Consider the following 23,447-nt stretch of genomic DNA (forward strand, 5'->3'; position numbering starts at 1 on the left):
CCCGCCCCTGCCCCCGTGACACTCGAATGGCTTTATTTCACCGTGGTTTTGCTGGCCGGGCCCTGCGCGGGATCGGTGTCGTCCCAGGCCACCACCGAGCCGTCACTGTAGGTCTGGTACACCTTCCAGCTCAGCTCGGCGGGCGCGGCCGGATTGCGCGCCTGGAAGAAGAAGCGGACGTACTCCATGGGCGCCACGCGGCCTTTCCAGACCACTTCGGTGACCAGGCCGGCCTCGTTCTTCTTGACGGTGCGCAGGAAGCCAGGGGTGACCTGAAAGCGCGTGATGGTCACGCCCGCTGGCACCACGAGGCGAATTTCCGTGGTGCTGATGTCCTTTTCGGTGGGCACATTCAGGCGGTAGGTCTCGCTGGCACCCGCCTTGCTTTCGGTCAGGCCGCTTTCGGTGCGGACGGTGGCGTGGGCGGCGGCGACGGACAGCAGCAGGGCGCTGGCCAGGGCCAGCAGATGGGACTTGAACATAAAGCACCTCGGTTGATGACTGGGGCATCACAGAGCCCAGCGGGGAGAAGGGTGGACCGGGCCCGCCGCGCAGGGCTGGGCAGCGCGGGACTTCAGCTCAACCGGGGCTGGGGTGGGGCGCGCGCTTCGGCGTGGCGCACCGGGGCCAGCCAGGGCCCACGCGGGCCGAGCGCCTGCACGGGGGCCTGCGCCGCTGGCCGGGCCAACGACAACGCCCCTTCGGCTTCCAGGGCAAAGGCCGCCGTGAAGCAAAAGGGGCAGTGGGCACCGTGGTCCGCCGCGTGGGCTGGGCCGTGCGGGGGCGCGTTGGGCGCGGCCTGGGTCAGCGCGGGGCGGGCCGAGGGGGCAGACTCCATGTCCCGGTGGGCAGGGGGATGACCGGCGTGGGCCGGGGCAGACGCGGCCTGGGTCTGGGCCGGCTGTGGGGCCTGGCGCTCTGCCACCTGCATGGCCTGAAAGGGCGAGGGCAGCCCCAGGCCCGGCGAGGTCGTGCGGCCCAGAAAAGCGAACGAGGCCAGCAGGCACAGCGCGGCGAGCAGCCACCGCTGCTGCCGCGCCACCGCTGCTGGCCCGCCCACTGCCCTTTTCACAGAGGCAGGATAACGGCTGAGGCGTGGCAGGTGTCCCGCCACGCCCCTGGGTTGCTGTTCTGGTTCAGCCGAAGCGGCCCGTCACGTAGGCTTCGGTGCGCTCGTCGCGCGGGGCGGTGAAAATCTGGTCGGTCACGCCGTGCTCCACGAGGTCGCCGTTCAGGAAGAACGAGGTGGTGTCCGACACACGCGCGGCCTGGTGCATGTTGTGGGTCACGATGATGATGGTGGTGACCTGCTTCAGGCCGGTCATCAGTTCCTCAATCTTGGCGGTGCTGGCAGGGTCCAGGGCGCTGGTGGGCTCGTCCATCAGCAGGATTTCCGGCTCCACGGCCAGCGCGCGGGCAATGCACAGGCGCTGCTGCTGCCCGCCCGAGAGGCCCGTGGCGGGGGTCTTCAGGCGGTCCTTGACCTCTTCCCACAGCGCCGCGCCGCGCAGGGAGCGCTCGGCGATGTCCATCAGGCGCCGGCTGTCGCGGATACCGGCCAGCTTCAGGCCCGAAACCACGTTGTCAAAGACGCTCATGGTGGGAAAGGGATTGGGCTTCTGGAACACCATGCCCACGCGGCGGCGCATGACGACCGGGTCCACGCCCGCGCCGTACACGTTCTCGCCGTCCAGCAGAATGGTGCCTTCCACCCGCGCGCCGGGGGTCAGGTCGTGCATGCGGTTAATGGCCCGCAGAAAGGTGGTCTTGCCGCAGCCCGACGGGCCGATCAGGGCGTTGACGGTGCCGCGCTGCACGTTCAGGTTCACGCCGCGCACGGCCTGCTTGTCGCCGTAGTAGATGTTGACGTTCTGGGCACTGAGAATGGGGGACACAGGAAACAGCTCCTTTTTATTTGCGGCGGCTGGCACGCCGGGCCAGCAGGCTGGTGACAAAGATCAGGGTGATGAGCAGCAGGGCGCCGGCCTTGGCCAGCCGCTGGTTCTCGTCGTAGGCGCTGGTGGCGCCCCGGTAGATTTCCAGGGGCAGGGCGCTCATGGGCCCCCGGGGGTCCAGGTTGACCGCGCTGTTGCCAAAGGCCGTGAACAGCAGCGGGGCCGCCTCGCCCGCCACGCGGGCCAGCGCCAGCATCACGCCGGTGATGATGCCCCCGGCGGCGGCGGGCAGCACAATGCGCAGCGTGACCAGCCACTTGGGCAGCCCCAGCGCCAGCCCCGCTTCGCGCACCGTCTGCGGCACCAGTTTCAGCACTTCCTCGGTGGTGCGCACCACGATGGGCATCATCAGGAAGCCCAGCGCCACGGCGCCGGCCAGCCCCGAAAAGCCGAACTTCAGCACGATCAGGCCGTAGGCCACCAGCCCCATCACAATCGCGGGAATCCCCGCCAGCACGTCGCTCACCATGCGGATGGTGGGCATCAGGGGGTGGCGCGGGTACTCGGCCAGGAAGATACCGCCGGCCACACCCACCAGCACCCCGATCACGCTGGCCATGGCCAGCATCTCGATGCTGCCCAGAATGGCGTTGGCCAGGCCGCCACCCTTCTCGCCTTCGGGGGCCGGGGTCTTGGTGAAAAAGTCCAGGTTGGCGCCGCTGAACACCGCCCCCAGCCCTTCACGGGCGCGGGCAAAGTCCAGGTTGAACATGGCCGCAAAGCCCTCGCGCAGCAGGTACAGAAAAATCAGGATCAGGGGCGCGACCACCAGCAGCGTGGCCAGCAAGATCAGGCCGCCCATTAGGGTGTTTTGCAGGCGCCGCGCCGGGCTGAGGGCGTGGCGGCGGGCCGGGGACGAAGAAGCGGCGCTCATCATTGAATCCCCTTGGGCGTCAGGCGCGCGATGATCAGGCGGGCGACGAAGTTCACGGCCACGCTGAGCACAAACAGGGTCAGGCCCAGGGTCACCACGCTGGAGCGGTGGAGGGTTTCCTGCGCGTCCCCGAACTGGTTGGCAATCACCGAGGCCATGGTACTGGCGTTGCCAAAGAAACTCTTGAGGATGTCCTGGCTGTCGCCAATCACCATCGCCACGGCCAGGGTTTCACCCAGCGCGCGCCCCAGCGCCAGAATCACGCCGCCCAGAATGCCCGCGCGGGCGTAGGGCAGAATGGCCCGGGAGATCACTTCCCACTTGGTGGCCCCCAGCGCGTACATGGCTTCGCGCTGGTCCTGGGGCACCAGCCGGATCACGTCGCGCGCCACCGAGGCGGTGTAGGGCAGAATCATGACGGTCAGGATGATGATGGCCAGCGCCAGCCCGCGCCCGCCGCCCGCATTGGGCACGAAAAAGCACTGCAGCGTGGTCTTGTTCTCGGCCCACAGCGCGGCGCACTTGGTGTACAGCTCCACGCGCTCGGGGTGGGTCTGGGGGTTGAAGAAGGTCAGCTGCCACTGGCCCAGCATCGGCGCAATCACGAACAGGGCCCACAGGCCGTACACCACGCTGGGCACGGCGGCCAGCAGCTCGATCAGGTACCCCACCGGGTTGGCCAGCCATTTCGGCGCGTACTCGGCCACAAACAGCGCCGAGGCCACCGCCAGCGGCACGCTGATCGCCAGGGCCACGAGGCTGGTCACCAGGGTGCCGGTGATCATGGCCACGGCGCCGAAGGTTCCTTCCACCGGGTTCCAGGTGCGTTCGGTAAAGAAGCCCAGGCCAAAGCGCGACAGGGCCGGCCACGATTCGCGCCCCAGCTGGTAGAGGCTGAGGACAAACACCAGCACGATCACGCTGGCCAGCAGCAGAATCAGGCCCTGGAACAGGCGGTCCGACGCGCTGCTCAGGGCAGCGGGGCGTGGGGAACGGGTCTGGGTGGGTTCGCTCATGGGTTCATGACCCCTCCGGGGCCGTAGCGCCCAGTTCACAGGGCATTTGTCAGTGCAGCGTCAGCCCCCCCGCCTGATACGGGCTGAAGAGGACGTGCCTCCCTGGCGACCGCTTGCCGTCTTGCCCTCTCCCCTGGTGGGAGAGGGAAGGAGGAGCGGAGCGACGGAAGGGTGAGGGGGCCACCGCGTGGCTCGAACGGGTGTGCAGTCCATTGAGTTCCGTATGAGGGGCAGGGGCAGCCCGCACGCCCATAGCAGAGGGCGGCGCTGCACAGAAGCCTGCGCAGCGCCGCCAACGTGGATGGTCCGCTTAGAGTTTCTTGCCGTCGAAGGTCATCTTGCCGATGATGCTCTTGGCCTTGTTGGCCGCGTTCGTGGGCAGCTTGGCGTAGTCCAGCCCCTCGTTGAAGCCCTGGCCGGTGCTGATCATCCACAGCAGCAGGTCCTTGAGGGCCTTGGCCTGGGCCTGGGTGCGCCCGGCGTACTTCTGCTCCTGGTAGAAGATCACGTAGGTGAAGCTGGCAATCGGGTAGGCCTCGGGGTTGGCGCTGTTGGTCAGGCTGACGCGGGTGTCGGCGGGAATCACCACGCCCAGCGCGGCGGCGGCGGCGGGCCCGTTGTCGGCCACCACGAACTTGCCCGCGCGGTTTTGCAGACTGCCGAAGGGCAGCTTGTTCTGCTTGGCGTACACCAGTTCCACGTAGCCAATGGCCCCGGGGGTGCTCTTGACGATGCCTGCCACGCCGTCATTGCCGCGCGCGCCGGTGCCCACGGGCCACTGCAGGGCGTTACCCACGCCCACCTTGCTCTTCCACTCGCCACTGACCTTGCTCAGGTAGTCGGAGAACACGTAGGTGGTGCCGGAACCGTCGCTGCGGCGGGCCACGGTGATGGGCAGCGGGGGAATGGTCACGCCGGGGTTCAGGGCGGCAATCGCCTTGTCGTTCCAGGTCTTGATCTTGCCCAGGTAGATGTCGGCCAGCACCTTGCCGGTGAACTTCAGGGGCGTGGTGACGCCGGGCAGGTTGTAGGCAGGCACCACGGCGCCAATGGCGGTGGGGATGTGCAGCAGCTTGCCGGGGGCGTCCTTCATGGCGTCGTCGCTCATGGGGTTGTCGCTGCCCGCAAAGTCCACGGTGCGCTCCAGAATCTGCTTCTGGCCCGCGCCGCTGCCCACGGACTGGTAGTTCACGGTGACGCCCTTGTCCTTCTTGTATTCGGCAAACATCTTGCTGTACAGGGGGAAGGGAAAGCTCGCGCCCGCGCCGGTCAGGGTGGACTGCGCGGCGGCCGTGGTGACGGCGAGGGCGGCGGCCAGAGCAAACATCTTCTTCATGGCGCGCAGTGTGCCGGGCGATTGTCAGCGCCGCGTCACGTCTTGCCCTGGCGCGCCCGCTGGGCCCCCGGCCGGAGCAAGGGGAAGTTCTTCCGTGCTGCACGGCATTCCTTAGCAAGTCCTCAAAAGGCCCTTCAGAACGCGGTTTTTCCCAATGCTTCCTTTAAAAAGGGCGTGCTGGTGGGCATTCGCGCCCCCATCCCCCCTTCCCAAGCGGCGCGTCATATGTCATGCTGCTCACCATGACGAAAAAGTCTGCGAAAGCCCCCGCCAAAAAGACTGCGGCCAAGGCCGCTCCCGCCGCCAAAGCCGCCGCCCCCAAGCGCGCCGCTGGCGAGAGCAACAAGGTCGCCAAGACCCAGCTCGTGGAAATGGTCGCTGACCGCACCGGTCTGACCAAGAAGCAGAGCGAGGAAGCCGTCAGCGCCATGCTGGACGTGGTTGTGGGCGCCATCCGTGGCGGCCAGAGCGTGGGCCTGCCCGGCCTGGGCACCCTGAGCGTCAAGGCCACCGCCGCCCGCACCGGCGTGCGCCCCGGCACCAGCGAGAAGATCCAGATCCCGGCCGGCAAGAAGGTGGCCTTCAAGGTCGCCAGCACCCTCAAGGGCAACCTGTAAACTTCCCCTCTATCAGGGAGCGCGCCCATCTGGGCGCGTTTTTTTGGCCCAGCTGACCTGCCCATGAGCGCGGTCCCTGGGCCCTGTTCATGGCGCGGGCATGGCGCTGTCACGCAGGCGATGCACCGTAAGGCGAGCGGGACTGATACGGCTTCCGAAAAATTCCGTAACGGGTTATGGAATTTTTCCGACCAGAGGGAGAAGGAAAAAATACGGATTTCCGGGAATTGGACCTGGAAGGCTCCGCAGGAGAGGAACATCCAGTTCTTTCCTGGATGTTCCGGAAATGGACGGCAGTCCGTATGAAAGGCCACAGGACCCGCACAGACTTCCCAAGTCGGAGGTGCCCCATGATCGCCATTCGCCGTGATTCTGCCGCCGCCCTCACTGGAGAGGTGCTCAGCAGCGATGAGCGCTGCCTGCCCCCAGGACAGGCGGTGGCCCTCAGCGTACGCACTCTGGGGGGCAAAACCTGCCTGAAGGTGCAGGGCCATCCCGTGACGCTGGTTCCCAAGACGCATTCAGACCAGCCCCTGACAGTCGAACTCAGCTGAGAACCTCGACGTTGACCTTGAGATCAACCGAGCGAAGCGGGTCTCGAAAAAAGGACGTTGCCCCTCATAGTGCGACTGTTCGGTGCTCTCCCGAAAAGGCTACACACCCGGCACAACGTCTGACCGCGGGCCTGGGCTAAGTCACTCGCTGTTGATCTTGAGATCAACCGAGCGGGCTGGAACAGCTGCGCCGCAGAGCGAGAGGCGAAAAAAGTATCTCGCACCGAGAATGGAAACGTTTCGGCGCTCTTCTGAAACGTTGAAATGGAAGGGGCGAGGTCCTTAGCGGCCGACGCGCTTGGGCCAGTTGGTGGTGCGGCTCTGGCGCCAGAACCCCACAAAGGCGTCCACCTGTTCCAGAAATGCCTGAAAGCTGTTGGATTTGACCATGTACGAACTGGCGTGGAAGGTGTAAGCCCGCTCGATGTCATCGGGCTGTGAAGAGGTGGAGAGCATGACCACCGGAATGCAGCGCAGACGCGCGTCGTCCTTCATGGCCTGCAGCACCTCAAAGCCGGACATGCCCGGCATATTGACGTCCAGAATCACCACGTCCGGCAACTCGGGCTGTCGGCGCAGGGTGTCCAGCGCCTCGGGGCCGCTGCGGCAGGTGTCCACCTGCATCTCGCTGGCGTGCTCGGCAAAGACCTCCTGGGCCAGCAGCAGGTCGGCCGGGTTGTCGTCCACCAGCAGCACATGAAAAGGACGGTTCATCGCTGCCGGGCACGCGAGGCGGGGCGAACCCGGCGGGCGCCAGGGCAGGGGAGAGGGGCAGTCATTGCCGCACTATACGCACTGGGCCGGGCGCTGCGGCGGGGGCCCCCGAATGGTGGGCGCCAAGTTTGCAGCCCCGCCCAGAGGTCCAGAGACCCCGTGCCCGGCGGGCCATCCGCTATGCTCGGGCCAGCCACCATTGACTCTGCCTGGGGGGCGGCGCCGTGCCCCCAGGTGTTCCTCTTCCCCGCCTCTCCCTGCCCCCGTCCTGCGGACGACTGGAGCGTTTGCCCTGGCCCCCCACGCGCTGCCCCTTTCCACCTTGAATGCCCTGAGCCCGGAAGACTTCGCCGCCCACTTTGCGGGCGTGCTGGAACATTCGCCGCACTACGCCGCGCAGGTGGCGGCGGGGCGGCCGTACCGCAGTGCTGAAGCCGTCGCCCAGGCCTTTGCCCAGGCGGCCCAGGCCGGTTCTCCAGAGGCCCAACTGGCCCTGATCCGCGCGCACCCCGATCTGGCCGGCAAGGCCGCGCTGGCCGGCGACCTGACCCCCGAAAGCACCCGCGAGCAGGCGAGCGCGGGCCTGGACCGCCTGAGCCCGGACGAATACGCCGAGTTCCAGGCGCTGAACGCCGCGTACCACGCGCGCTTTGCCATGCCCTACGTGGTGTGCGTGCGCGAACACACCAAGGCCAGCATTTTCGAGGGGGCCCGGCGCCGCCTGACCCACAGCCCCGAACAGGAACGGGCGGCGGCCCTGCATGAGATTGGCCGCATTGCCCGCCTGCGGGTGCTGGACCTGATTCAGCCCGGCGGCGCGCCGGCCCCCACCTCACAGGAGGAACCTGCCATGACGGTGAAGGTCAAGCTGGGCGAGAACAATTACGGCAAGGCCGATGTGCGGCTGTTCAAGGTGTTCCGGGACGGGCCGCGCCACGACATCAAGGATATGCAGGTGCGCGTGGCGGTCACCGGTGACTTTGACGCCGCCCATACCGATGGTGACAACACCGGGCTGGTCGCCACCGACACCATGCGCAACACCGTTTACGCCCTGGCCCGCGACGGGCTGACGGGCAGCATTGAGGCCTTTGGCAAGCATCTGATCACACATTTTGTGACCCAGGGGCCCCGGGTGCAGGGCGCGCGCGTGACCTTTACCCAGCACACCTGGGCGCGCATGGTCAGCGGCGGGCAGCCCCACGACCACGCCTTCGTGCGCCAGATGCCCAAGCACACGGCCACGGTCTGGGGCGACGGACAGACCTTCACGGTGGAAAGCGGTCTGGAAGAGCTGTACATCCTGAAAACCACGCAGAGCGGCTGGGCTGGCTTTCACCGGGACGCCTACACCACGCTGCCCGACACCGAGGACCGCATTCTGGCCACGGTGGTGAGTGCCCGCTGGACCTACGCCGTGGCCGACTGCGACTACGACGCCGTGTGGACGGCCGTGTACGAGGCGCTGCTGGACACCTTTCCCGACCACTACTCGCCCAGCATGCAGCACACCCTGTACCGGATTGGCGAGGCGGTGCTAACCCGCTGCCCCGAGATTGAGCGCATCCACTTTTCCTTTCCCAACCGCCACCACATCCTGTATCCGCTGGAACGCTACGGCCTGGACAACCCCGGCACCATCTTTCACGCCGACGCCGAGCCCTACGGCGTGATTGAGGGCTGGGTGGAGCGCGCGTGAGCGGCGCGGGGCTCAGCACCCATGTGCTGGACACCGCGCGGGGCCGCCCGGCCGCGGGCATTGGGGTGCAGCTGTTTCGCGTGGGCCAGGACCGTGAACTGCTGCGCGAGGCCGTGACCAACGCCGATGGCCGCACCGACGAGCCCCTGATCGCGCGCGGCGCCCTGAAGGTCGGCACCTACGAACTGGTCTTTGCTGTGGCCCCCTATTTCGCCGACCTGACGGGGGACGCGCCGCCCTTTCTGGACGTGGTGACCCTGCGCTTTACCGTGGCCGACGCAGGCGCGCACTACCACGTGCCGCTGCTGGTGTCGCCGTGGGCCTACAGCACGTACCGGGGCAGTTAAGTAGCTCGCTGTTGATCAACCGAGCGGAGCGAGAAGCGAAAAAAGTGCCTCGCCCCGAGAATGGAAACATTTCTGCGCTTTTCTGAAATGTTGGAATGAGAGGGGCGAGGTACTTAGCCCTGGAGGGAGGTCGAGGTGTGGAGGCGCCGAGCCGTCGAGAAGAACCCACCTCGACAGCTGGACTCCTCGACGGCTCGACCTGCTTTGATTCTGCGCCCTCGACCTGTCCCGGAGTTCTGCCCCAACCCCTACCGCCCTGCCAGCAACGTGTTCCCCACCGCCCGCCGCAGGCCCTGAATATCGAAGCCGCTGTGGCGGGTGGGGTGCACGCGGTTGGTGAGCAGCACCCAGGCGAGGCCGTGGCCAGGGTCCACCCACAGCCCGGTGCCGGTAAAGCCGGTGTGGCCCACCGCCTGCGGGCTGCACAGGCTTCCGCCGCTCCAGCCGGGGCAGGCGTGCACAAAGGCCAGGGTGCGTTCGGGAACCTGGGGCTGCAGGGCCAGGGCCTGCGCCGCCGGAGAAAGCCAGCCGCCGCGCAGCAGCCCTTCGGCCTGCCCCAGCACGCCGCTCAGCGTGCCAAACAGCCCCGCGTGCCCGGCCACGCCGCCCAGGGCCGCCGCGTTCTCGTCGTGGGTTTCGCCGCGCAGCAACCGCTCTCGCCACAGGCACTGCTCGGTGGCCACGGTGCGGGCGGGGTCCGGCGTGAAGGCGAGACCCGGGTCCAGCGCAAAGGCGCGCAGCGGGTGGCCCCGCAACCGCTCCAGCACGCGGCCCAGCAGCACGTACCCCAGGTCCGAGTACAGCACGGGCCCGGCCTCACCCACCGGCCAGGGTTCCTGCAGAAAGCGGGCGCGGATGGTCGCCGCGTCGCCCCAGGTGTACAGCTTGGTCCAGGGCCCCAGGCCCGCCGTATGCGTCAGCAGCTGGCGCAGCGTGCGGGTGCGCAGCGGCGTGTCCTGCATCCAGGCGAGGTCCGGCAGGTGGCGGCCCAGGGGGTCGTCCAGATCCAGCAGCCCCTCTTCGGCGGCGCGCAGTACCTCGCGGGCGGTCAGCAGCGGCTTGGTCAGGCTGGCGAGGTCCCACCAGCTGTCTTCGGGCAGGGGCTCGGGCCGCGGCTCGCGCTGGGCCAGCCCCAGCACGGCTGTCTGGCGCTGCCCGGCCCGGTCCACCACGCCCAGCGCCGCGCCCGACGGGCCCCCGGGCGCCTGCACCGCCGCCGCCAGCAGAGCGTGCGTGCGCGCTGGAATCAGGGGCGCCATTCAGGCTTCTCCCAGGGCCGCGCGGGCGTGGCCCCCGGCGGCCTCCAGGCGACGCTGCGCCTCAGGGACACCCACCCCCAGGCGCAGGCAGACCACGGCCAGTTTCACCTGCCCGCCTGCCTCCTGCAGGGCGGCGCGGGCGGCCGTCTCACTCGCCCCGGTGGCGTGCATCACCAGGCGCAGCGCGCGGCCTTCGAGCTTGGCGTTGCCCGCGCGCAGGTCCACCATCAGGTTGCCGTACACCTTGCCCAGGCGCACCATCAGCGTGCTGGACAGGGTATTGAGCGCGATTTTCTGGGCGGTGCCGGCTTTCAGGCGGGTGGAGCCGCTGATCAGTTCCGGGCCGGTGTCCAGCAGCACCGGGCAATCGGTGAGGGCCAGCAAAGGTGTATCTGGGTTGTTGCTCAGGCCGACCGTCAGGGCGCCCAGGCGCTGCGCCTCACGCACCGCCCCCAGCACCCAGGGCGTGGTGCCGCTGGCCGCCACAGCGATCAGCACGTCGTCCGGGGTGGGCGCCAGGGCATGCAGGGCCTGGGCGCCCGCCGCCTCATCGTCCTCGGCACCTTCGGCCGCGTGGCGAATGGCCCGCTCGCCCCCGGCGATCACGGCCAGGGCGCGTTCGGGCGGCCAGGAGAAGGTGGGCGGTAACTCAGAGGCGTCCAGCACCCCCAGGCGCCCACTGGTGCCGGCCCCGGCGTACAGCAGCCGCCCGCCGCGTTCCAGGCGGGGCAGGGCGGCGTCGGCGGCGCGGGCCAGCTGGGGCGCGGCCTGCCGGGCGGCCTGCACCGCGACCTCGTGGTCGCTGGTGAGGGTCTGGGCCAGTTCCAAGGTGCTCAGGGTGTCCAGATTGGTGTGCGCGGGGTGCACCCCTTCGGTGCGGCGGGCGTCGGGGCGCAGGGGCTGGGCAGGCTCGGTCATGGGGAGGCTCCGGTGGGCGAGGCGGGAATCCATTTGCCGGCGGCCACCGCGTGGGCCGCGCCGGTGGTGTGCGGCAGCGTGCCCGGCCAGCCCTGCGCGCGGGCGTAGCCCAGGAAGGCGAAGGCCGCCGCTTCACGGGTGGCGTCGGTGAAGCCGTGTTCGGTCCAGCCCAGCTCGGCGGCGGTGCGCAGGGGCACCGGCAGCTCAGCGCGCAGGGCGGCCATCAGGACCGGGTTGCGCGCGCCGCCGCCCAGGGCCACCACCTCGTCCAGGCCCCGGGGCAGTACCCAGCGGCGGTAGGCCTGGGCCACTGTGCGCGCGGTGAACGCGGCGGCGGTGGCCGCCAGATCGGGCAGGCTCAGGTCAGGTTGGCCCAGGTCGGCGGCCTGCGGCAGCCGCGCCAGGGTCCAGACCTCGCGCCCGGTGGCCTTGGGCGGTGGCATGTCCAGCTCGGGGTGGGCCAGCCACGCGGCCAGGGTGGGCCCATGCGCCGTGCCCGCGCGGGCCAGCGCGCCGCCCTCGTCGTGCGTAAGCCCGGCCCGGCCCGCCACCTCGTCCAGCAGGCAGTTGGCCGGCCCGGTGTCAAAGGCCAGCACCCCCGCCGGGTCCACCCCGGGCAGGTACGTGAGGTTGCTGATGCCGCCCAGGTTGTGCAGCGCCCGGCGCACCCCACTCTGGGCAAACAGCGCCCAGTCGGCCAGGGGCACCAGCGGCGCCCCCACGCCCCCGGCGGCCAGATCGGCGGGGCGGAAATCGGCCACCACGGGCCGGCCGGTGCGGGCGGCAATCACTGCCGCTTCGCCCAGTTGCAGGGTGGCGGGCCGCGCCCAGCCACGAGCGGGATCGGGCCGGGGGTGGTGCTGCACCGTCTGGCCGTGGCTGGCAATCAGGTCGGCGTCCGGGGCCAGCGGGGCAGCGGCCTGGGCCAGGGCCTCGCCCAGCGCCCAGTGCAGCTGGGTCAGCTCGGCGGGGGTGCCCTCGTTGCGCGCGGCGCGCAGCACGGCGGCACGCAGGTCGGGCGGGTAGGGCGTGAAGGTGTGGGCCAGCACCCGGCCACGCGGCACTGGGCCTGTTAGTGGCGGCCGTCCACGCCATGCTGCCGCCCCGCCCGCCCCCAGCGCGGGCCAGCCGGGCAGTTCCAGGAGCGCCGCGTCAATGCCGTCGGCGCTGGTGCCGCTCATTAAACCCAGGACGCGGGCGGGGCGGGTGGTCATGCCGTGCCCCTGGACCCGGGCAAGGGCCCAGCGCCCGTTTGCTGCACCAGGAGCCTACTCATGCCCCGCCCTGCAACTCCATCACGAAGTCGTAGCGGTCCCCCCGGTAATGGGCGCGGGCGTACTCGATGGGCCGCCCGCCCGCGAGCCACGACACCCGGTCGGTGGCGAGCAGCGCGGCGCCCACCGGCACCCCCAGCAGCGGCGCCAGGGTCAGGTCGGCGTTCAAGGCCCGCAGGTGGCGAATGGCGCGCGCCGGGCTCAGCGCCCGCGCCGAGAGCAGCGCGTACAGGCTGGCGTCCTGCACCTCTTCGGGGCGCAGCTCGCCCACCAGGGCGGCCGGCAGGGTGGAGTCTTCAATCGCCAGGGGCTCGCCGTCGGCGGTGCGCAGCCGGCGCAGGCGGTAAACCAGTTCGCCCGGCGACAGGGCGAGGCTCATGGCTTCCTGGGCGCTGGGCCGCGTGCGCTCGAAGCCCAGCACCCGCGCCCCGGGCACCTGCCCACGCGAGCGCACGTCCTCGGAAAAGGAAGACAGCAGCCCCAGGGTGCGGCTGGGGAGCTCGCCCGGCCGGGGCGGCGGCGTGACAAAGGTGCCGCTGCCGTGGCGCCGGGTCAGCAGGCCCTGCTGCGAGAGCAGCGCCAGGGCCTGACGGACCGTGACCCGCGACACCCCCAGCGCAGCGGCCAGTTCCCGTTCGGCAGGCAGGGCGCTGCCGGCGCGCAGCTGCCCGCTTTCGATGCGCTGCGCGAGCCCCTGCGCCACCTGGACATACACCGGGGTGGCGCTCGCCGAATCCAGGGACAGAGAAGACAGGAGCATCGCCCCAGACCGTACCACTCCTGAACCACTTTGCCCAGAGGTTGCAAGTGGCCTGCGATTGGTCTTAGGCTGGGGTGTCTGACAAGTTGGTGGGCGGCGGGCCCTGGCCGCCGCTGGCCCTGCTGCCGTTCAAGTGCTTCGGAGGTTTGCCATGCATGTAAGCCGCGCTGCCCGTTTCCTGACCCTGGTGTCGCTCAGCCTGCTGGGCGCCGCGCACGCCGCCCCCAAGAAGATGACCGGCCTGGGCGCCCTTGGGGTGACCGCCGGCAAGAGTGGCGGCACGTACACCCTGCCGCTGGGCGACAGCCCCCAGAGCCTCTTTTACTACGGGGTGATTGACAACAACCTGGGCCTGATCTCGCAGCAGATGTTCGACGGACTGGTGGAATTTAACCTCGCCACCTACAAGATCGAGCCCGCGCTGGCCGAAAGCTGGACCATCAGCGAAGGCGGCAAGGTGTACACCTTCAAGCTGCGGCAGGGCGTGAAGTGGAGCGACGGCCAGGCGTTCGACGCCGACGACGTGATCTTCACCTACAAGAACATGATCATGAACCCTGAAGCCCGCGCTGGTGACCCGGGCAACTTCAAACTGGGCGGCGAGGCGGTGACCATTGCCAAGGTGGACGCCATGACGGTGCGCTTTACCCTGCCGCGCCCAGCGCCCGCCTTCTTGCTGCAGCAGCGCTACTTCATCATGCCGCAGCACAAGCTGGCCAAGTACGGCCAGGAGAACGGCGCCAAGCCTGCCGACATCAACGGGGCGTGGCCCACCAACGTGGCGGAGGGCGAGGTGGTGGGCACCGGGCCCTTCAAACTGGCGAACTACACCGCCGGGCAGAAAGTGACCCTCACCCGCAACCCCAACTACTGGAAGGTGGACGCGGCGGGCACCAAGCTGCCCTACCTCGACAAGCTGGAATTCCTGATCATCCGTGACCCCCAGGCCCAGGTGGCGCAGTTTCTGGCGGGGAACCTCGACCAGCTGAACATCAGCGGCGCGCAGTTTCCCGACCTGAAGCAGAAGGAAGTGGCGGGCGCGCCCTTCAAGGTGGTGCGCTCCACCGCGCTGTTTGGCAGCCCGCCCTTCGTGGCCTACAACTTCGACGCCAAGAATCCCGCGCTGGCCAAGGTGTTCAGCGACGTGCGCTTCCGCCGCGCCATGCAGCTGGCGGTTAACCGCGAGCGCATCATTGACAGCGTGTACAACGGGCTTGCCAGCCTGCCGGGGCACGGCGTGGCGCCGGCCAACAAGGCCTTTTATGTGAACACCACCCGCCAGCTGGGCGAATTTGATCTGGCGGCGGCCGGGCGGGCGCTGGACGCAATGGGCCTGAACCGCAAGAACGCGGCCGGCATCCGTCTGCTGCCGAACGGTCAACCCCTCGAAATTGACCTGACGTACGGCACCGATTCAGCGGTGTACCCGCCCATTGCCACCATCCTGCAAAGCGACTTCGCCAAGGTGGGCGTGAAGGTGAACCTGAAGGGCATTCTCTCCAGCCGCCTGCTCGCCACCGGCCAGAGCGGCGACTGGGAAATGATCCTGCACGCCTTTGGCGACCAGCCTGACCCCGAACTGCGCCGCCCCATCTGGCAGCCCGGCGGCAGCCTGTACTACTGGCACCGCGCCCCCCAGCCAGCCAAAGACGGCGACCCCGCCAACACGGCCAAGATGGCCCCCTGGGAAAAGGAAATCTACGACATCTTCAACAAGGCGGCCGTAGAGCCCAGCGCCAGCGCCCGCAAGGCCCTGTACACCCGCTGGCAGCTGCTATTCGCCCAGAACCTCCCCGTGACCCCCATCGCCAAGCCCGAAAACATCGGCGCCGTGAGCAACAAGTACGGCAACTACGTGTACAACCTGGGCGTGATTCCGGGCTACAACCCGGTGCCGCTGATCTATCAGAAGTAGAGGTTGTAGGGGGTGGGCTGTGGGTTGTGGGCTGAAGTGGCCCACCACCGCGCCGCCCCCCCTTCCGTATTGACCCCACAAGGAGTTGCCTTTGCTTTTTCCCACACCCCACGACCCACATCCGACATCCCCGCCGTGCTGACCTACGCCCTGCGCCGCCTGCTGGGCATGGTGCCCACGCTGCTGCTGATCAGCGTGGTGTGCTTTGCGGTGATTCAGCTGCAGCCCGGCAGTTTTCTGGACCAGTTCCGCGAAGACCCGCGCGTGACGCCCGAATCGCTGCAGGCCATGACGCGCCAGCTGGGCCTGGACCAGCCGCTGTGGGCGCAGTACCTGAACTGGGTGCGCGGCATTGTCACCGAGGGCGATTTCGGCTATTCGTTTGCCAACGGGCGCCCGGTGGGCAGCCTGATCTGGGAACGGCTGGGCTGGACCGTCTTTCTGGCGGTGCTCACGCTGCTGGTGTCGTGGGTGATTGCCGTGCCGCTGGGGATCTACACCGCCATTCACCACCACCGCAAGCGGGCCACGGTGCTGAATTTCCTGGGCTACATCAGCCTCGCCACGCCGGATTTTCTGGTGGCGCTGCTCCTGATCGCGCTGGTGCTGAACCTGGGCGGTACGAACGTGGGCGGCCTGTTCAGCCCGCAGTACATTGACGCGCCCTGGAGCGGGGCCAAGGTGCTGGACCTGCTGTCGCACCTGTGGATTCCCATGATCGCCATTGGCCTGGAGGGCGTGGCGGGCCTGATGCGGCAGATGCGCGCCTCCCTGCTGGACGTGCTGCACCAGGACTACGTGCGCACCGCCCACGCCAAGGGGCTGGCCGCGCGGCGGGTGCTGTGGGGACACGCGGCCAGAAACGCGGTCAATCCGCTCATCAGCCTTGCGGGCCTGAGTCTGCCAGGGCTGATTTCGGGCACCATCATCGCCAGCATCGTGCTGAACCTGCCCACCATCGGCCCCTTTCTGTACGACGCCCTGCTGAACAAGGACCAGTTCGTGGCCATGACCCTGCTGATGTTCAGCGCCCTGCTGCTGCTGCTGGGTAACCTGCTGGCCGATCTGGCCCTGGCCTGGGCCGACCCCCGCGTGAGGTTCGACTGATGACAGCGGTCCCTGTCACGGCCACGGGCGCCCAACGCCAGAGCCCCCTGGCGCTGGCCCTGCGCCGCTTTCGCCGCAACCGCGCCGGGGTCCTCAGTGCCTGGGTGCTGGGGGCGCTGTATCTGGTGGCGCTGCTGGCCGGCTTTCTGGCGCCGTATTCCATCACCGCGCAGCACGAAGAAGCGCCGTACCAGCGGCCCCAGGCGGTGCATGTGGTCCACAACGGCCAGCTCATGCGCCCCTTTGTGTACGGCTTCAAAAAGGTCCGCGATCCCGTCACCTTCGCCAGCACCTTCAGCGAGGACCGCAGCCGCCCGCTGCCCATCCTGTTCTTCGTGCGTGGAGAGGACCCGGCAGAATTCGGCTACACCTTCCTGGGCGTGTTTCGCAGCCTGTGGCACCTGTTCGGGGTGCAGGGCGGCACCATTTTCCTGCTGGGCACCGACAAATTCGGCCGCGACCTGCTGTCGCGCATGCTGGTGGGCTCGCAGGTGTCGCTGACCGTGGGGCTGGTGGGCATTCTGATCTCGTTCGCCATTGGGATCGTGCTGGGCGGCGTCAGCGGGTACTTTGGCGGCTGGGTGGACAACGTGATTCAGCGGCTGGTGGAGGTGCTGCTCTCATTTCCCCGCCTGCCCATCCTGCTGGCCCTCTCCACCGTCATTCCCGCCAAGTGGCCGTCCACCTGGGTGTACCTGGGCATTGTGGCGGTGCTGGCCCTGATCGGCTGGGCGGGGCTGGCGCGGGTGGTGCGCGGGCAGGTGATGGGCGCGCGCGGCGTGGACTACGTGCAGGCGGCCCGCGCCCTGGGCGGCAGCGACCTGCGGGTGATCCTGCGGCACATCATGCCGAACCTGTCGTCTTTTCTGATCGTGACGGCCACCCTGGCCCTGCCCGGCTACATCCTGGGCGAGAGCGCCCTGAGCTTTCTGGGCCTGGGCATCAAGGAGCCCATGACCAGCTGGGGCCTGCTGCTCAAGGACGCGCAGAATTTCGAGACGCTGAACCTTTACCCGTGGCTGCTGCTGCCCGGGGCGCTGATCGTGGTGTCGGTGCTGGCCTTCAATTTCCTGGGCGACGCCCTGCGCGACGCGGCCGATACGCAGAGCCGGTAGGGGAGAGGGGCACAAGGGTCCAGGGGCCGGCTGATGGAGTTGCTCCAATCAGCCAGCCCCCAAGACCTATGGACTACTCCTGGGCCAACAGTTCCTGCAGCTGGTGCAGCAGTTTCTGCACCTTGGCGCGGCGCCGGTCGTCCAGCCGGGCCAGGGCACGGCGGTCACGGAGTTGTCGGGCCACCGCCTGCGAGAGGTCCGGCGCCGCCTGCGGGCTCTGGCCGCGCACCCGGTCGCGCAACTGGGCCACGGTGGCGCCCGCCAGTGCCTCTTGAATCAGCTCTGGCCGCTCGTTCACTTCAGCGCGGCCGATTACCAGCGCCTTGCGGTAGTCCAGACCCGCCCGCACGGCGGCCTGCACGTCCTCCGGCAGGTTCAGCAGTGCCGCCCGGTTGCGAATAAAACTGCGCCAGGATTCGCGGCCCAGGGCGCTGAAGGCCGTGTCCAGGGCAGAAACCAGCTCTGGTTCGGCGTCCGGGGCACGGTCCAGGGCGAACATGCGGGCCACGGCGGCGTCCTCGGGCACGCCCAGGGTCACAGCGGCCACCTGCAGTTTCGCGCGCACCTCTTCCATCACGTTCAGGTCCTCGCGCTGCAGGTTTTCCACCGCCGCTGCCAGCCGGGCTTCGCGGTCATCCAGCGTGCGAATCAGCACCGGCACCTCGCCCAGGCCGGCCTGCTGCGCCGCCCGCCAGCGGCGTTCCCCCGCCACAATTTCGTAGCCGCTGCCCACCGGGCGCACCAGCAGCGGCTGCAGCACCCCCTGTTCCTGAATGCTGGCGGTCAGGTCGGCCAGACTCTGTTCGCTGAAGTGCAGCCGGGGCTGGAAGGTCCCGGGGCGCAGTTGCCCCACCGCCAGCGTGGTGGCCGCCGGCTGGGCCAGGGCGTCTACCCCCGCCACCAGCCCACTAAGACGCGCGCCGATGACCGGCCGGGCTTTGCGGGTCATACTGGTGCCCCTTCAATCTCCACGTTCAAGCCCGTGGCCCGGGCAATTTCGGCCGTTACCCGCAGCACGTCGCGGTGGACCGGGCTGCCCGGCGCATACACGCCCACTGGCTGGCCGGCGCTGGCGCTGTCATTCCAGACGGCCCCCCGGTCGGCAATGGGGCTGGCCAATGGACTCAGCAACTCCTTCAGGGCGGCGTAGGCCTCGCGGTCGTGCGAGCGCCGCGCGTCGTATAGGGTGGGCACGTACAGCGCCACAGTCAGATCGGGCCGCAGCTTGCGGTAGGTGGCCATCGCCTCGCCCAGACCAGCCAGGGCATTCATGCCTTTCTGGCGGGTGGGCACCGGCACAATCAGGTGATCCGCCGCCAGCGCGCCCAGAATGGACAGCTGCCCCAGACTGGGGGGGCTGTCAATGAGCACCACGTCGTAGCGGTCCTTCCACTCGGCCAGGGCCTGCCGCAGGTGCAGGTGGGCGCCCACCACGCCCAGCATCTGCCCTTCGGCCAGGGCCAGCGATACATCACTGGGCAGCACGTCCAGGTCATGAACGCGAATGGGCGTGGGCAGCCCGTCGCCCCGCGTGGCAGTGTTGAACACCGTCTGATCGCGCGTTACCCCGCTGACGCCCAGCCAGTCGGTCAGGTTGGCCTGCGGGTCCAGGTCAATCAGGAGCACCCGCTGCCCGGCCGCCGCCAGCGTGTGGCCCACATCGCGGGTCAGGCTGGATTTCATAACCCCGCCGGCATGATTGAAAAGCGTCAGTGTGCGCATTGAGCCCCAGCCTAGCGCGTTTTCTGGATTTTCGCTGCCTCTAGAGGTGGGGTGCTCGTCACATGACGAGCAGACTGGAGAGGTATCGGACAACTTGCGCCATTTTCCAATGAGGCGGGAGGTCACTTCGGAGAAGGAGGTGGGGCATGCGGCAGAAGGTGGTGAAGCTGACAGACCATCAGGCAAGGAGTGAGGAAAACAGGGGCGTTTTATCTGTTAATAACAAATTATTCAGTTTAAATTATGCCTCTATCCTTAATTCTACCTATCGGACAACTTGCGCCGTTTTCAAAGGGCCGACTATCGGACAACTTGCGCCGTTTTTACGGTAGAGCTGTCTAGGACGGCCGCAATTTCAGTAGATGCCGTGTTACTCGACCTATCGGACAACTTGCGCCGTTTTCGCCTCAACTATCGGACAACTTGCGCCGTTTTGCTCTATGGGTATCGGACAACTTGCGCCGTTTCCAAGGTCGACCTATCGGACAACTTGCGCCAAAACTATCGGACAACTTGCGCCGTTTGCCTGGGTACTATCGGACAACTTGCGCCGAAAAGGGGTCAAAACTATCGGACAACTTGCGCCAAACTATCGGACAACTTGCGCCGTTTTACCCCGAAAACGCCGTCCTGGCGCGGGGGCGACCCGGCCGCTTGTTGTTGTCAACATATATCTTTTAAACAGATAAAAAGATCTAAAAGAAAAACAACAACAGGGGGGGCAGTGGCAGACAAGGGAATCAAACGCTTCGACGAACTCAACATCGCCCGGTTGAGCTTGATCAGCGTGCAAGAACGCATCCCCGCCGACTACCGCGACTGGAGCGTGGAACTCGAAGACGGCGACCGCCGTTACCGGGTGACCTGCCAGGCCCTGCCCGAATACGGCGTTCCACACGGCATTGACACTGATATCAGCGCGGCCCTGGTCAACCTGTACATTGATCAGGGCTCGCCCCCTGACGGCGTGGTGACCTGCACGCCCTACCAGTTGCTGCAGATGGCGGGTCTGGACACCAGCGGCCGGTACTACAGCGCCCTGGACGAAAGCCTCAAACGTTTGACCACCACGACCTACTTCATCTCTGAGGGCTGGCGCGACCACCCGCGTGGGCGCTGGACCAACGTGAACTTCCGGTACATTGACCGCATCGCCTTCACCTCGGGGCAGGCGGACAAGCTGGACGCCACCAGCGTGCTGCAGATCACGCTGCCGCAGGAGATTGCCCGCAGTGTGCGCGCGGGTTACCTGAAGTCGCTGGACTTGTCGTTCATGCAGACACTGCGCCGCCCCCCCACCCGCGCGCTGTACCGCCTGCTGGATGCCCAGCGCCGCGACCCCGAAAACCCGGACGCTGTGGCGATGGCCTATCAGGTGGGGCTGATGGAATGGGCCGAAGCCTGCAAGATCGTGACCGACCGCCCCAGCATGGCCCAGCGCACCCTGGACGCGGCGCACGAAGAACTGCTGGAAAAGGGCTTCCTGAAAAGCGTGGAGTACCTGGGGCGCGGCAAGAAAAAAATGCTGCAGTACACCTTCGGCGAGGCCTTCATTCCACCTGACCCGGCACTCCTGCAGGAACTGGCCGAACTGGGCGTGACACAGACCCGCGCCCTGCAACTGGTGCGCGAACACGGCGAGGGCGCGGTGGAAGACGCCGTGGACCGCTGCAAAGTCATCCTGGGCACTGGCTACAAACCCCGCTCGAAACCTGCCTTCTTCGTGGATGTCCTGAAGAACCCAGGCAAGTATCTGATTCCCGAGGAGCCCATGCCGGCCCAGAAACCGGCCTCTAAGGCCCAGCGGAAAGGGGCACGGGGAAATCCTCAGCCCACCCTCTTCGAGACCCCTTCTGGGGCTTCTGAGGAGGAAGTGGATGAAGATGTCCGCCTGCGGGCCCAGCCCCGCGAGAAACAGGTGGAAGAAGTGATGCGCACCCTGACCTTCCTGCTGCGCAATGACCTGAAGTTGCAGGAACTGGACACCCTGCGGCTGGCCCTGGACGAGGGCCTGGAAGATCCGCTGGAAATCAAGGCCTGGGCCATCAAGGGCATCAGCAGCGGGCAGAAGGCCACCGTGGTGCGTGACCTGCGCGCCCGCCTGAGCCTGAAACTGCCGGGCTAGGGTACCCCACCGCAGCAAAACAACCCAGCCCACTCCGGTCAAAGGGAGTGGGCTGCATGCTGTGGAACAGCGTTTTAGCGGTTGACGGTGCGCATATCCGGGTAGCGGTCACCCTGCGCGGCGCCGAGTGGAAAGACGGCGTCCAGAGTGGCCAGCTCGTCGGGCGACAGGTGGATGTTCAGGGCGCCCAGGTTGTCTTCCAGGTACTTCACCCGCTTGGTGCCGGGAATGGGCACCAGGTCCTCGCCCTGGGCCAGCACCCAGGCCAGCGCCAGTTGCGACGGCGTGCAGCCCTTCTCGGCGGCCAGGCGCTGCACGGCGGCCACCAGCGCCAGGTTGTGCCCAAAGGCCTCGCCCTGGAAGCGGGGGTTGTGGCGGCGGAAATCGTCCTCGGCCAGGTCTTCCGGGCGCCGGATCTGCCCGGTCAGGAAACCGCGCCCCAGCGGGCTGTAGGGCACGAACCCCACTCCCAGTTCACGGCAGGTTGCCAGCACGCCCTGTTCGGGGTCGCGCGTCCAGAGCGAGTATTCGCTTTGCAGGGCTGTGATGGGATGCACCGCGTGGGCCCGGCGCAGGGTGTCGGGGTGGACTTCGCTGAGGCCAAGGGCGCGCACCAGGCCGGCCTGCACCAGTTCGGCCATCGCACCCACGGTGTCCTCAATGGGGGTGTCGGCGTCCACGCGGTGCAGGTAGTACAGGTCAATGTGATCGGTTTGCAGGCGCTTCAGGCTGGCCTCGGCGGCCTGGCGGACGTACTCGGGGCGGCCGTTGACGCGCCGTCCGCCCGGCGCGCTGGGGTCGGCCACAATGCCGAACTTGGTCGCCAGCACCACCCGGTCGCGCTTGCCGCGCAGCCAGTCGCCTAACAGTTCTTCGTTGGTGTGCGGGCCGTACATGTCGGCGGTGTCGTAGAAGGTCACGCCTAGGTCCAGGGCGCGGTCCAGGGTGCGGCGGTTCTCGTCCTGGTCGCGGGGACCGTAAAAGGCGCTCATGCCCATGCAGCCCAGACCCAGGGCAGACACGGTGAGGTCACGCAGGCGGCGGGTAGGCAGGGGGGTGGCGGGACGGGTCATGGGGGGCCTCCTTGGGGGCGGGGTGGGGCAAAAAGGGGGTGAGGGTCAGGACGTCACGGGCTCGGCCAGCGGGGCGGAGGTAGGGGCCACCTCCGGGTGCAGGCGGTCATACAGCGCGATCTTCTCGCGGATGGCCTGCAGGTCGCCCTGCATGGCTTCCAGCCGCGCGGCGACCGCCTGTTCGTGGGCCACCAGCAGCGCCCGGCGCGCGGGCACGCCGGCCTCGCCCAGCTGGATCAGGCGGCTGAATTCGCGCAGGCCGGCCATGCCCATGCCGGTGCGGCGCAGGCGAATGAGCATGCGTAGCAGGCCCAGTTCTGCGCTGGTGTACTGGCGTTCGCCCCCACCGCCGCGCGGCACGGCCAGTAGCCCTTCGCGGTCGTAGTAGCGCAGGGTGTGGGCACTGACGCCGAGGTGCGCGGCGGCGTCCTGAATGCTGAGGGGCAGCGGGGGCTGGGCCATGGGGGCACCGTACGCCTTCGAGTGCGCTCGAAGTCAAGCGGGGCCAGGTCAAGACGCTTTGAGGTCACCCCTTGAGCTGGGCAGCCGCGCCTCGACCAGCAGGGTGGCCACCACCAGCGCCACGCAGGCGGCCAGCTGCACCAGACCCCCGGCCGCGTGGCCCAGGGGAAGGGTCAGCAGCGCCAGACCTGCCGCCCCCAGCCGCACGCCCCGGGGCCCCAGCTGCAGCAGGTGGCGGTACAGGGTGTCGCCCAGCAGGTACAGGGCCAGCCCCAGCGCCAGGTGCCAGGCGTCCCGGCCCGCGCCGTGGGCCAGACGTAGCCACTGTAAATCCACCAGATGGGCAGGAAGACCAGCGCCGCCTTGATCTCATCGGCCGGCCCGCGCGCCGAGGCCACCAGCGACGTGAGCTGGGTCACGGTGAACACGAACACCAGGTCCAGAAACAGTTCCAGCGTGCTGACCCGCTCGACCGTAGGCGACGACTGGGGGAGGGGCTCAGCAGAGGGCATGCCCCATCATGCCCGGAGCGGGTCACGCGGTGGGCGCGTCATCTGGCTTCCCGCTGGACCACCAACGCCGTGTCCGCCGGAACGGGGCACGCC

24 protein-coding genes and 1 pseudogene are annotated in these 23,447 nt (G+C 68.0%); 8 read left to right on the forward strand and 17 right to left on the reverse strand.

Annotated features, from left to right (window positions below; translation table 11 throughout):
* Window positions 1-32: 32 nt before the first annotated feature.
* The 6 genes from K7W41_RS09580 to pstS all read right to left on the reverse strand — a co-directional run bounded on the left by K7W41_RS09580 (window position 33) and on the right by pstS (window position 5,181).
* Window positions 33-482 (reverse strand): DUF1775 domain-containing protein, encoded by a 450-nt coding sequence (locus tag K7W41_RS09580; RefSeq protein ID WP_224607357.1) that lies wholly within the window; start codon window positions 480-482, stop codon window positions 33-35.
* A 92-nt stretch (window positions 483-574) separates the two neighbouring features.
* Window positions 575-1,072: a hypothetical protein gene (locus K7W41_RS09585; RefSeq protein WP_224607358.1), complete on the reverse strand. Its 498-nt coding sequence runs from the start codon at window positions 1,070-1,072 to the stop codon at window positions 575-577.
* Window positions 1,073-1,136: 64 nt separating this feature from the next.
* A complete protein-coding gene (gene pstB / locus K7W41_RS09590; protein WP_224607360.1) occupies window positions 1,137-1,895 on the reverse strand; it encodes a phosphate ABC transporter ATP-binding protein PstB in 759 nt (252 codons plus the stop codon).
* A gap of 16 nt (window positions 1,896-1,911) precedes the next feature.
* Window positions 1,912-2,829 (reverse strand): phosphate ABC transporter permease PstA, encoded by a 918-nt coding sequence (gene pstA, locus K7W41_RS09595; RefSeq protein WP_396115427.1) that lies wholly within the window; start codon window positions 2,827-2,829, stop codon window positions 1,912-1,914.
* Complete coding sequence (gene pstC, locus K7W41_RS09600) at window positions 2,829-3,845, reverse strand: phosphate ABC transporter permease subunit PstC (protein ID WP_224607364.1); 1,017 nt, start codon at window positions 3,843-3,845, stop codon at window positions 2,829-2,831. Before pstC ends, pstA begins: the two co-directional genes overlap by 1 nt.
* Before the next feature lie 310 nt (window positions 3,846-4,155).
* Window positions 4,156-5,181, reverse strand: coding sequence for a phosphate ABC transporter substrate-binding protein PstS (gene pstS / locus K7W41_RS09605; protein WP_224607366.1), 1,026 nt, complete (start codon window positions 5,179-5,181; stop codon window positions 4,156-4,158).
* Window positions 5,182-5,411: 230 nt separating this feature from the next.
* Between pstS and K7W41_RS09610 the strand changes: the two genes are divergently transcribed.
* Together K7W41_RS09610 and K7W41_RS09615 are read left to right on the forward strand one after the other, a co-directional pair.
* A complete protein-coding gene (locus K7W41_RS09610; protein ID WP_224607368.1) occupies window positions 5,412-5,798 on the forward strand; it encodes an HU family DNA-binding protein in 387 nt (128 codons plus the stop codon).
* A 350-nt stretch (window positions 5,799-6,148) separates the two neighbouring features.
* Entirely contained in the window at window positions 6,149-6,352 is a 204-nt protein-coding gene (locus tag K7W41_RS09615; RefSeq protein WP_224607371.1) for a hypothetical protein, read from the forward strand.
* Window positions 6,353-6,634: 282 nt separating this feature from the next.
* On the opposite strand, the gene K7W41_RS09620 is transcribed toward K7W41_RS09615, so the two are convergent.
* Window positions 6,635-7,066, reverse strand: a complete 432-nt coding sequence (locus K7W41_RS09620) for a response regulator (RefSeq protein ID WP_224607373.1) — start codon at window positions 7,064-7,066, stop codon at window positions 6,635-6,637.
* A gap of 322 nt (window positions 7,067-7,388) precedes the next feature.
* Here K7W41_RS09620 and pucL point away from each other — a divergent pair, with 322 nt between their 5' ends.
* Both pucL and uraH read left to right on the forward strand, forming a co-directional pair.
* Window positions 7,389-8,765: a factor-independent urate hydroxylase gene (gene pucL / locus K7W41_RS09625; protein ID WP_224607376.1), complete on the forward strand. Its 1,377-nt coding sequence runs from the start codon at window positions 7,389-7,391 to the stop codon at window positions 8,763-8,765.
* Window positions 8,762-9,112, forward strand: a complete 351-nt coding sequence (uraH, locus tag K7W41_RS09630) for a hydroxyisourate hydrolase (protein ID WP_224607379.1) — start codon at window positions 8,762-8,764, stop codon at window positions 9,110-9,112. Before pucL ends, uraH begins: the two co-directional genes overlap by 4 nt.
* Window positions 9,113-9,360: 248 nt before the next feature.
* On the opposite strand, the gene K7W41_RS09635 is transcribed toward uraH, so the two are convergent.
* The 4 genes from K7W41_RS09635 to K7W41_RS09650 are packed head-to-tail and all read right to left on the reverse strand — an operon-like array spanning window position 9,361 to window position 13,323.
* Window positions 9,361-10,371, reverse strand: coding sequence for a serine hydrolase domain-containing protein (locus tag K7W41_RS09635; RefSeq protein WP_224607382.1), 1,011 nt, complete (start codon window positions 10,369-10,371; stop codon window positions 9,361-9,363).
* Window positions 10,372-11,289 (reverse strand): N-acetylmuramic acid 6-phosphate etherase, encoded by a 918-nt coding sequence (murQ, locus tag K7W41_RS09640; protein WP_224607384.1) that lies wholly within the window; start codon window positions 11,287-11,289, stop codon window positions 10,372-10,374.
* Window positions 11,286-12,503: an anhydro-N-acetylmuramic acid kinase gene (locus K7W41_RS09645; RefSeq protein ID WP_224607386.1), complete on the reverse strand. Its 1,218-nt coding sequence runs from the start codon at window positions 12,501-12,503 to the stop codon at window positions 11,286-11,288. Before K7W41_RS09645 ends, murQ begins: the two co-directional genes overlap by 4 nt.
* 58 nt (window positions 12,504-12,561) lie before the next feature.
* On the reverse strand, window positions 12,562-13,323 hold the full coding sequence (locus tag K7W41_RS09650; protein WP_224607388.1) for a GntR family transcriptional regulator: 762 nt from the start codon (window positions 13,321-13,323) through the stop codon (window positions 12,562-12,564).
* A 151-nt stretch (window positions 13,324-13,474) separates the two neighbouring features.
* On the opposite strand from K7W41_RS09650, the gene K7W41_RS09655 reads away from it, so the two are divergent.
* The 3 genes from K7W41_RS09655 to K7W41_RS09665 all read left to right on the forward strand — a co-directional run bounded on the left by K7W41_RS09655 (window position 13,475) and on the right by K7W41_RS09665 (window position 17,460).
* A complete protein-coding gene (locus K7W41_RS09655) occupies window positions 13,475-15,238 on the forward strand; it encodes an ABC transporter substrate-binding protein (RefSeq protein ID WP_224607390.1) in 1,764 nt (587 codons plus the stop codon).
* A gap of 135 nt (window positions 15,239-15,373) precedes the next feature.
* Complete coding sequence (locus tag K7W41_RS09660) at window positions 15,374-16,345, forward strand: ABC transporter permease (RefSeq protein ID WP_224607392.1); 972 nt, start codon at window positions 15,374-15,376, stop codon at window positions 16,343-16,345.
* Entirely contained in the window at window positions 16,345-17,460 is a 1,116-nt protein-coding gene (locus K7W41_RS09665) for an ABC transporter permease (RefSeq protein ID WP_224607394.1), read from the forward strand. Before K7W41_RS09660 ends, K7W41_RS09665 begins: the two co-directional genes overlap by 1 nt.
* 73 nt (window positions 17,461-17,533) lie before the next feature.
* On the opposite strand, the gene K7W41_RS09670 is transcribed toward K7W41_RS09665, so the two are convergent.
* Complete coding sequence (locus K7W41_RS09670; protein WP_224607396.1) at window positions 17,534-18,409, reverse strand: ParB/RepB/Spo0J family partition protein; 876 nt, start codon at window positions 18,407-18,409, stop codon at window positions 17,534-17,536.
* Window positions 18,406-19,182 carry a ParA family protein gene (locus K7W41_RS09675; protein ID WP_224607398.1) on the reverse strand — a complete coding sequence of 259 codons (777 nt, stop codon included), beginning with the start codon at window positions 19,180-19,182 and terminating at the stop codon, window positions 18,406-18,408. The genes K7W41_RS09670 and K7W41_RS09675 overlap by 4 nt, the downstream gene beginning before the upstream one ends.
* 724 nt (window positions 19,183-19,906) lie before the next feature.
* Here K7W41_RS09675 and K7W41_RS09680 point away from each other — a divergent pair.
* Window positions 19,907-21,307, forward strand: coding sequence for a replication initiator protein A (locus tag K7W41_RS09680; protein WP_224607401.1), 1,401 nt, complete (start codon window positions 19,907-19,909; stop codon window positions 21,305-21,307).
* A gap of 74 nt (window positions 21,308-21,381) precedes the next feature.
* Here K7W41_RS09680 and K7W41_RS09685 read toward each other — a convergent pair whose 3' ends face one another.
* The 4 genes and pseudogenes from K7W41_RS09685 to K7W41_RS23785 all read right to left on the reverse strand — a co-directional run.
* Entirely contained in the window at window positions 21,382-22,380 is a 999-nt protein-coding gene (locus K7W41_RS09685; RefSeq protein WP_224607404.1) for an aldo/keto reductase, read from the reverse strand.
* Between the two features lie 45 nt (window positions 22,381-22,425).
* Window positions 22,426-22,842, reverse strand: coding sequence for a MerR family transcriptional regulator (locus K7W41_RS09690; protein WP_224607407.1), 417 nt, complete (start codon window positions 22,840-22,842; stop codon window positions 22,426-22,428).
* A 48-nt stretch (window positions 22,843-22,890) separates the two neighbouring features.
* On the reverse strand, window positions 22,891-23,178 hold the full coding sequence (locus K7W41_RS09695; protein WP_224607616.1) for a hypothetical protein: 288 nt from the start codon (window positions 23,176-23,178) through the stop codon (window positions 22,891-22,893).
* Window positions 23,179-23,192: 14 nt separating this feature from the next.
* Window positions 23,193-23,354, reverse strand: a pseudogene (locus tag K7W41_RS23785) (low temperature requirement protein A); the annotation flags it as partial.
* Between the last annotated feature and the right edge of the window lie 93 nt (window positions 23,355-23,447).

Origin of the sequence: Deinococcus multiflagellatus (assembly GCF_020166415.1) — a bacterium.
Taxonomy (GTDB): Bacteria; Deinococcota; Deinococci; order Deinococcales; family Deinococcaceae; genus Deinococcus; species Deinococcus multiflagellatus.

Excerpts from the sequence above, each read along its gene's own strand:
- K7W41_RS09580 (WP_224607357.1), bottom strand. The coding sequence starts at position 482 with ATGTTCAAGTCCCATCTGCTGGCCCTGGCCAGCGCCCTGCTGCTGTCC.
- pstA (WP_396115427.1), bottom strand. The coding sequence starts at position 2,829 with ATGAGCGCCGCTTCTTCGTCCCCGGCCCGCCGCCACGCCCTCAGCCCG.
- pstC (WP_224607364.1), bottom strand. The coding sequence starts at position 3,845 with ATGAGCGAACCCACCCAGACCCGTTCCCCACGCCCCGCTGCCCTGAGC.
- pstS (WP_224607366.1), bottom strand. The coding sequence starts at position 5,181 with ATGAAGAAGATGTTTGCTCTGGCCGCCGCCCTCGCCGTCACCACGGCC.
- K7W41_RS09610 (WP_224607368.1), top strand. The coding sequence starts at position 5,412 with ATGCTGCTCACCATGACGAAAAAGTCTGCGAAAGCCCCCGCCAAAAAG.
- K7W41_RS09615 (WP_224607371.1), top strand. The coding sequence starts at position 6,149 with ATGATCGCCATTCGCCGTGATTCTGCCGCCGCCCTCACTGGAGAGGTG.
- K7W41_RS09620 (WP_224607373.1), bottom strand. The coding sequence starts at position 7,066 with ATGAACCGTCCTTTTCATGTGCTGCTGGTGGACGACAACCCGGCCGAC.
- K7W41_RS09635 (WP_224607382.1), bottom strand. The coding sequence starts at position 10,371 with ATGGCGCCCCTGATTCCAGCGCGCACGCACGCTCTGCTGGCGGCGGCG.
- murQ (WP_224607384.1), bottom strand. The coding sequence starts at position 11,289 with ATGACCGAGCCTGCCCAGCCCCTGCGCCCCGACGCCCGCCGCACCGAA.
- K7W41_RS09645 (WP_224607386.1), bottom strand. The coding sequence starts at position 12,503 with ATGACCACCCGCCCCGCCCGCGTCCTGGGTTTAATGAGCGGCACCAGC.
- K7W41_RS09650 (WP_224607388.1), bottom strand. The coding sequence starts at position 13,323 with ATGCTCCTGTCTTCTCTGTCCCTGGATTCGGCGAGCGCCACCCCGGTG.
- K7W41_RS09655 (WP_224607390.1), top strand. The coding sequence starts at position 13,475 with ATGCATGTAAGCCGCGCTGCCCGTTTCCTGACCCTGGTGTCGCTCAGC.
- K7W41_RS09665 (WP_224607394.1), top strand. The coding sequence starts at position 16,345 with ATGACAGCGGTCCCTGTCACGGCCACGGGCGCCCAACGCCAGAGCCCC.
- K7W41_RS09670 (WP_224607396.1), bottom strand. The coding sequence starts at position 18,409 with ATGACCCGCAAAGCCCGGCCGGTCATCGGCGCGCGTCTTAGTGGGCTG.
- K7W41_RS09675 (WP_224607398.1), bottom strand. The coding sequence starts at position 19,182 with ATGCGCACACTGACGCTTTTCAATCATGCCGGCGGGGTTATGAAATCC.
- K7W41_RS09685 (WP_224607404.1), bottom strand. The coding sequence starts at position 22,380 with ATGACCCGTCCCGCCACCCCCCTGCCTACCCGCCGCCTGCGTGACCTC.
- K7W41_RS09690 (WP_224607407.1), bottom strand. The coding sequence starts at position 22,842 with ATGGCCCAGCCCCCGCTGCCCCTCAGCATTCAGGACGCCGCCGCGCAC.